Here is a 7,083-nt window from a genome sequence, read left to right as displayed (position 1 = left end):
TCTTCATCTAGAGGAGCGGAGCGAGCGCAGTCAGCTCTTAGCTGGCCAATTCCTGGCTGAGAACACGACCGCGCCCGCCTCGTCTCGTCTCTGAAAGGAGAAGTCACCCGTGAGGCCAGGAGACCTTTCTGGCCCAGCCGCCGTGGCTCCGGTAGTGCCACAGGAACAGGCCAGAGATGAGCAGCAAGAGCGCAACCACCTCTAGCACAATGGGCAGGCTCCCCACCGGCAGAGCGGGCGCCCATCCGGGCAAGGAGAAACCGTCTGGCTGTGGCACTTGCTGGGGAGGGGTCCCGAAGGCCACGCCGTGCATCAATCCAGGCTGTGGAGTGACCTGCAAATCATAAGTGACCTGGGGTGCCGGCGCTACCAAACTGAGATAAGTAAGCCAGCTTCCTGGCCAGACCCAGCTCATATTGCGGTCGCTGGCCAGATCGTGATAGAGAGTTTCGTTCAGCGGCTCCTGGAGACGAATCTGTAGACCCGGCGCCCCGGGCACCTGGCTGCCCACCGGTGATAGCCCCAGATGATAAGCCCAGTCGCTGGTATAGAGAGGCTGATCGGTCAGCAGGAAAAGATCAGCATTAACCGTATCGGTGCCGATGGCCAGCACCTCCAGTGGTACCCAGAGCTGAGGCAGGCGCATCGTAATCAGCAGCGGCGTTCCATCCCCTTGCGTTAGGCCGCGCTGGCGGACCTGAGCGGCATCGAACTGCACAGCCATGAAAAAAGGACTCGCCTGACCGTAGACCAGCAGATGGGCCCGCGTTTCCTCGTCGAGCAGGAAGCCATGTTGGGTGGCCCAGTCAAGAACAGCCGCGCCACTGCCCTTGACCACCGTGATATTAAGAGCCGCGATCTGCACACGTTGCACTACCTGGACGCTGGACGCAAGGAACGACGTCGTAGCTGGCTCTCCCCCGCGCGGCAGCAGGTGCTGCTGAACCTCCAGGCTCAGGCGTTGCAGGGTCCAGGCGCCTCCCTCCTGAATACGCAACGGGGCCGTTGGTAGTGGCACGATCCAGCCGAGACGGCTGGCATCCCCCTGGTAGGTGAAGCTGGTCAAATAATACTCGATGCCTGCATGCCAGGCAACCAGAGTGGTTGCGCGTTGCAGGCGCACGCTCCCATTGGGGGCCACCAGTCCCCCGCAGGCCAGAGCAGGCTTCACCTGCAGCAAGGTAAAGAGCAGCAGCAACAAAGCCGCGAGCGGCCCCTTCCAGTGGCGGTATATGATCGACATCTGGGCACCTCCTTCGGCGATGGATGACTCCATCCGAAGGACGACACCTTCGTCCTAAAAGTTCCGCTCCTGTTTGGTGCCGCTCGCCTGTTCACGGACAGCCTCGGCTCGGCGGCGGTTATTTGCCGCTGTGTCCCAGGATATAGATATTGATAAAGAAGTAGAGCGTCATAGTCACGCCGACCAGCGTCACAAAGAGGCGTACCCAGCGCTGGTCGATTTTGCGCGCGTAGTAGGCGCCGCCGTAGCCGCCGATTACGGCTCCCACCACCATCAGCAGGGCCTGGGGCCAGAAGACCGCGCCGGCCAGCGCAAAGGTAATCACCGCAACCCCGTTAATCAGGCCCGCCAGCAGGGTCTTGAGACCATTCATCTCATGGATATTTTCCATACCCATCATACCCAGCGTGGCCAGCATCAGGATGCCGATACCGCCGCCGAAGTAGCCCCCATAGGTAGCGATCAGCAGTTGAAAAAAAGAGACGCTGACCAACTTGAGGGGAGTGAGCTTCTCTGCGCTCCAGGCCAGGGTCTCCGCCGTCAGGGCTTCAGAGGAGAGCGTGGCCTCCTCAGCCACGGTCGGGCTGGTGGTCGCCGCTGCCGCGCGCCGCTTGCGCAAGAGGGCTGTCAGCCGTGGGCTAACGGCAAAGAGAACCGTAGCGATCAGGAGCAAAGGCGGAATCAGCAATGTGAAGGTTTGCTGAGGTGTGCGCAGCAGCAACAATGCGCCCAGGATGCCGCCAATGAGACTGGTGCCGCCCAGCACTAACATCAAAGCCCGTGGCTGCCGGGCCAGCTCGTGGCGATAGGCACCAGCACTGGCCACGACGCCCGGCCAGAGTGCGACCGTGTTGGTAGCATTGGCATTGATGGAAGGCACGCCGGTAAAGATCAGCGCTGGAAATCCGATAAAGCTGCCTCCACCGGCAACCGAGTTCAGCATGCCGCCGAGCATCGCGGCCAGGAAGAGCAGAATGGCCTGTGCAAGGGTCATAGACGTATTCCGACTTTCCTTTGTGAGAATGATCCTCCTGTAATCATAGCAGCAAAAAAAGCGGGAAAAGGAGAGGCCTCACTCACTCTCCCGGCTTGCAGAGGCATCGGAGACCGGTTCTACCAGGGCCGAGATGCCGGTCAGAAGAGCACCAGGAGTGAAAACCTCTGCCTGCCTGACTGAGATCAGGGGAGCGGTGGCAGGCTGCGACCTAGTGGCTTAGCTCGGTTGTGCTAGCCTGATGTCTGCGCCGCTCCTCCTTACCGCGCACCAGCGAAGTCCCTACGCCGATGGCAGCGATCAGGGCACAAACCAGAAAGGCATTCTGGAAAGCATGGCTGAAAGTTTGCTCAAGCGCAGCAGCCCTGGCCGCAGAGAGAGCGCCGTGGGCGCGCAACATTACGAGCTGGAGGCCAGCGTCGGCGCCGCCCAGACTGGTAAAGACCGCACCGGCGAGAGCCACGCTTATGCTCTGGCCCATCGTGCGGCCTGTGGCCAGGAAGCCTGAAGCGCTGCCCTGCTGCTCACGCGGGGCATCGCCCATCAGCGCGCTGTTGTTGGGCGATTGGAAGATTGCCTGACCCATCCCAGTGACCACCAGGCGCCAAATGATATCCCAGATCGAGCTGTGGGCATTAAGCTGGCCCAGCAAAATCAATCCCAGACACGAGATCGCCAGCCCGGTGGCCGCCAGCCAGCGCGAGCCAATGCGGTCCGCCAGGCTTCCGCTGATCGGCGCTACACAGGCGAGCGTGATAGGCAGAGGCGTAAGCAAGAGGCCAGCGACCTCCGTCGGGAAGCCATGCAGCTGCTCCAGGTAGAACGGCATCAAGAAGCTGACCGCGAAGAGCGACATGAAGCAGAGAATCAGGCTGATGTTGGCTGAAAGGAAGACACGTCGCCGCAGCAGCGAAAAGTCGATGACCGGGTAAGCTACACGCTGCTCGATGAAGTAGAGCGCGATCAGGAGAACCAGGCCAGCAAGCAAGCTGCCAATAACAAAGGGCGAGAACCATCCCAGTTCCTCGCCGAAGGAAAGGGCCAGGGTAATGCCAGCCAGGCCCAGACCTAGTGTCAATGCTCCTAGCGGATCGAAACGCCCCTGACGCTGGGCATGGCGCTCCTTAAGCAGGAACCAGGTGGCGAGGAGGCCAATGATGCCAACCGGGACATTGACGTAGAAGATCCAGCGCCAGGAGAGAGAGGTGGTGATCAGACCGCCCACAGTTGGGCCAACGCTGACGCCAAGGGCCACGTTAATGGCGTTGAGGCCCAAAGCTCTCCCCCGCTCGGAGGGAGGGAAGGCGCTGGTCAACATGGCCGGCGAGATGGCCATCATCAAGGCGCCGCCAATACCCTGGAAGCCACGGGCAATGACGAGAAAGAGCAGCGAGGGCGCCGCCCCACAGATGGCCGAGCCAAAGGTGAAAATGACCAGCCCCAGCAACCAGACAGGCTTTTGCCCCACCATATCGGCCAGCCGCCCGGCTGTTAACAACATAGAGGCTGTGGTCACAAGGTAGGCGATGGTCACCCACTCAACTGCCCCATTGAGCGGCACATGAAAATAATTCGCTATAGCGGGCAGGCTGATATTGACGATCGAGCCGTCGAGGGTGGCCATGAAGACACCAATGGCAAGAATGCCAAAAACGAGCCATTTGTTGGTCTCAATGACCGCTGCCGACTGGCTCCCCTGCGGCTCGCTGGGAGTTGCAACACGCGGTAGGCGCGGCTCAATCACAGGGAGGGTGACCGTCTCTCCTGTCCGCCGCTCCTGCTGATGACTGTGACCGTTGCGCTCTACCTGCTCGCAAGGCTGGCTCGTCTTCTCCTCTTGGAATAGGCGCAGTTCTGACAGTTGGGGATCTTGTTGCTGCATTATCCTTCCTGTTCCACTCACTCCCAATAGATACAAAAATTGGAGTCTATGTATATGCTTTGAATAGAAGCACTGAAGTGCGATCTGCGCTGCTCGTCTGCGATAGTGTAAATCGTCTCAAAGAAGAGAGTGTACAGCAAGGTGCTCGCATCCACAGAAGATATATTTTGGCCGGTTCCATAGACTTTGGGGCGCTGTGGTAGCGAGACACTCTCTTCATATTCTCTTTACATAAAACAACTCTGAGAGAAAGGACATTCCTCATACCGACATATCGCCAAGTCGGCGCAGCAAAAACTGTCCTTTTGGACAGGTTGTTCTATCCGGCTGGTTCTCTTGTCCTGATTGCCCGCCTCATACCCCGGCTTTCCTCTGTAACGTGGACATGCTATCATACATCACGGTTCTAAGAGCTACGAAGGAAAGTGCTCTTTCTGTTGTCCAGTTTGCCACAGTGCAATATCGAAGAGTGCTCCTCTTGTATAAAGAGAGATAAAGATAGAAAAAGGATTGATGGACGATGCAAGACAATTCATCGGAGTTCCAGAGGCAACAGCTGCCAGTCCAAGGATCTCAGGGGCAGGAAGGGCTTTCCTACCGGATCAGTGACTATGACTACGAGCTGCCGTCTGAACTGATCGCTCAGCAGCCCATCGAGCCGCGCGATGCTTCGCGCTTACTGGTAGTGCATCGCGCCACGGGGGCCTTAGAGCATCGCCACTTTCGCGACATCGGCGACTATCTGCGCGCGGGCGACCTGCTGATCGCTAACCAGAGCCGCGTTATTCCCGCCAGGCTGCTTGGCAAGCGGGAGGGTACTGGAGGAGCGGTCGAAGTCCTGCTTCTGGCTCATCGGGCCGATCTGGGGGTGGACACCTGGGAAGCGCTGGTTCGTCCTGGTCGGCGTCTGCGCGAAGGCGCGCGCATTCTCTTTGGCGAGGATCGGGAAGCGGGTCTACCGCCGCGCCTGCAGGGTGAGATTCTGGGGCGTACCGAAGCGGGCGGACGTTTCATTCGTTTTGCACTAACGCCCGAGTATCTGGCCGTCCACAACCAGGCTCAGACCGCACCACCGGCGGTTGCACAGGTGATCGAGGAGATCGGGCGCATGCCCTTACCGCCCTACATTCGTGAGCCGCTAGCCAATCCTGAGCGTTATCAGACCGTCTACGCGCGTATCGCTGGCTCGGCGGCGGCTCCCACGGCTGGACTCCACTTCACACCGGAGCTGCTCGATCGTCTGCGTGCCCAGGGGGTGCGTGTGGGCTTTGTGACCCTCCATGTCGGCCTGGACACCTTCCGCCCGGTCGATGTCGAGGATGTGCGCGATCACAAGATGCACAGCGAGGAAATTGATATCGACGAGGCCACGGCTGAGCTGGTCAATGAGACACGGCGGGCTGGCGGGCGCGTGGTCGCTGTGGGCACGACCTCGGTACGCGTGTTGGAGAGTGTAGCCAGCCTCTTCAACGGTCAGGTGCGTCCCTATCATGGCCACACTAACCTCTTTATTACCCCTGGCTATCGCTTCAAGGTGGTCGATGCCCTGATCACGAATTTCCATCTGCCGCGCTCGACGCTGATTCTCCTGGTCAGTGCCTTCGCAGGCAAGGCGCTGATCGAGAAAGCCTATCAAGAGGCTATTCGCCAGCGCTACCGCTTCTACAGCTTCGGCGACGCGATGTTGCTCCTTTAATCGAGTCGCTCTCTGGCCTGGCTCAGGCGTCCAGCAGAGCGCGGGCGTAATGGCCATAGAAGCCAGGATTGGCCCAGCGCAACGGAGAGAGCAGCGGCAGGGGTAGCCCGCGGATGAGGGCCTCGCGAAGTGCCTGGTGGGCCTCGGCTTCGTGTCCCGATGCGGCCCAGATAACGGCCTGCCAGAAGGGCGCTCCCCAGTGCTCATCAGAGCCAGCGGCGGCCTGGGCGCGGCTGATGGCCGCCTGCGCCTCGGCCTGCTCTCCCCGTATCCAGGCGCTGACTGCCTGACAGAGCAGAGCCACATACTGCTCGGGGGCGGTGTGGGCCAGGGCTTGCAGGCGCTCAGCAAGGCGCTCGTTCGGACGCTCTTCGCACAGGGTCACCCAGCAGGCCAGCCAGCCATGATCGATGTGCATTGGATTGAGGGCTGTGGCCCGCTGGCAGTCCTGGCGCGCCCCAGCAAGATCTTGCAAGTAGAGAGAGGCCAGGGCGCGGTAATGGTAGGCGCAGGCAAAGTTTGGACGGGCCTGCAGCACGCTATTCAGATCGGCGATGGCCTGACGTGGCTCCCGTAGCTGCAGATAGACCAGGGCCCGTTGAAAGATCAGCGAGGCCTCGTGTGGACTGTACTCCAGGGCGCGACAGTAGTCGTGGAGGGCTGCATGGGGATCTTTGAGCCGTTGATAGAGAGCCGCTCGCTCCGGGTAGATGAGAGAGGCCAGGCCCGCGTCAAACTCCAGGGCCTGCGTATAGCTGCTCAGGGCCTGCTGGTAGGCGGCCAGACGGGTGCAAATGCGCCCGCGCAGATAATGGGCCTCGGCCAGCGCCGGGTGAAGACGCAGGGCTTGTTCACAGTCACTCAGGGCCTGTTGATATTGGCCAGCCTGATAGCAGGCTTCCCCACGGCGCAGATAGAGCACGGCCTCCTCGCCTGCCATAGCAAGGGCGCGACTGTACAGCTCGATGGCTCGCTGAGGCTGGCCGCGGCGCAGGTACATGCTTCCCCGTCGCGCTAGCGCGGCAGCTTCTGTCTGGTGGCCTTGCTCCTCCTTGTCTGGACGCCGGGGGTAGAGCAGCAGGCCAGGCCCCTCTCCCTGGAGGCAGGGAGCAATATGCAAGAAGCGATAAATAAAGTGATAGACGGGTATAATGCTTGCAAACGTTGTAAAAATGCTCAAGGCAGTAAACATGCTAGATGGGTTCATGCGGGCCGCTCCCGGTCAACATTGGCTCTCTGTTGTCTTTCATATATTATTGTAGGCAACA

At 60.2% G+C, this 7,083-nt stretch carries 5 protein-coding genes; 1 reads left to right on the top strand and 4 read right to left on the bottom strand.

Annotation, left to right across the window (positions count from 1 at the left end; translation table 11 throughout):
- Positions 1 to 103: 103 nt before the first annotated feature.
- The 3 genes from IRZ31_RS07310 to IRZ31_RS07300 all read right to left on the bottom strand — a co-directional run bounded on the left by IRZ31_RS07310 (position 104) and on the right by IRZ31_RS07300 (position 4,119).
- A complete protein-coding gene (locus IRZ31_RS07310) occupies positions 104 to 1,243 on the bottom strand; it encodes a DUF2330 domain-containing protein (RefSeq protein WP_297151720.1) in 1,140 nt (379 codons plus the stop codon).
- A 118-nt stretch (positions 1,244 to 1,361) separates the two neighbouring features.
- A complete protein-coding gene (locus tag IRZ31_RS07305; RefSeq protein ID WP_297151718.1) occupies positions 1,362 to 2,237 on the bottom strand; it encodes a sulfite exporter TauE/SafE family protein in 876 nt (291 codons plus the stop codon).
- A 211-nt stretch (positions 2,238 to 2,448) separates the two neighbouring features.
- A complete protein-coding gene (locus IRZ31_RS07300; protein ID WP_297151715.1) occupies positions 2,449 to 4,119 on the bottom strand; it encodes an MFS transporter in 1,671 nt (556 codons plus the stop codon).
- A 520-nt stretch (positions 4,120 to 4,639) separates the two neighbouring features.
- Here IRZ31_RS07300 and queA point away from each other — a divergent pair.
- Positions 4,640 to 5,815 carry a tRNA preQ1(34) S-adenosylmethionine ribosyltransferase-isomerase QueA gene (gene queA, locus IRZ31_RS07295; protein ID WP_297151712.1) on the top strand — a complete coding sequence of 392 codons (1,176 nt, stop codon included), beginning with the start codon at positions 4,640 to 4,642 and terminating at the stop codon, positions 5,813 to 5,815.
- Between the two features lie 22 nt (positions 5,816 to 5,837).
- On the opposite strand, the gene IRZ31_RS07290 is transcribed toward queA, so the two are convergent.
- Positions 5,838 to 7,022 carry a tetratricopeptide repeat protein gene (locus IRZ31_RS07290; RefSeq protein ID WP_297151709.1) on the bottom strand — a complete coding sequence of 395 codons (1,185 nt, stop codon included), beginning with the start codon at positions 7,020 to 7,022 and terminating at the stop codon, positions 5,838 to 5,840.
- Positions 7,023 to 7,083 lie beyond the last annotated feature (61 nt).

Source organism: Thermogemmatispora sp. (genome assembly GCF_019683635.1).
Lineage (GTDB): Bacteria > Chloroflexota > Ktedonobacteria > Ktedonobacterales > Ktedonobacteraceae > Thermogemmatispora.
This window is presented reverse-complemented; position numbering and strand designations above follow the sequence as displayed.

What these genes read in the sequence shown, in the direction of transcription:
- IRZ31_RS07310 (WP_297151720.1), bottom strand. Translation starts at nt 1,243, where the DNA reads ATGTCGATCATATACCGCCACTGGAAGGGGCCGCTCGCGGCTTTGTTG.
- IRZ31_RS07305 (WP_297151718.1), bottom strand. Translation starts at nt 2,237, where the DNA reads ATGACCCTTGCACAGGCCATTCTGCTCTTCCTGGCCGCGATGCTCGGC.
- IRZ31_RS07300 (WP_297151715.1), bottom strand. Translation starts at nt 4,119, where the DNA reads ATGCAGCAACAAGATCCCCAACTGTCAGAACTGCGCCTATTCCAAGAG.
- queA (WP_297151712.1), top strand. Translation starts at nt 4,640, where the DNA reads ATGCAAGACAATTCATCGGAGTTCCAGAGGCAACAGCTGCCAGTCCAA.
- IRZ31_RS07290 (WP_297151709.1), bottom strand. Translation starts at nt 7,022, where the DNA reads ATGAACCCATCTAGCATGTTTACTGCCTTGAGCATTTTTACAACGTTT.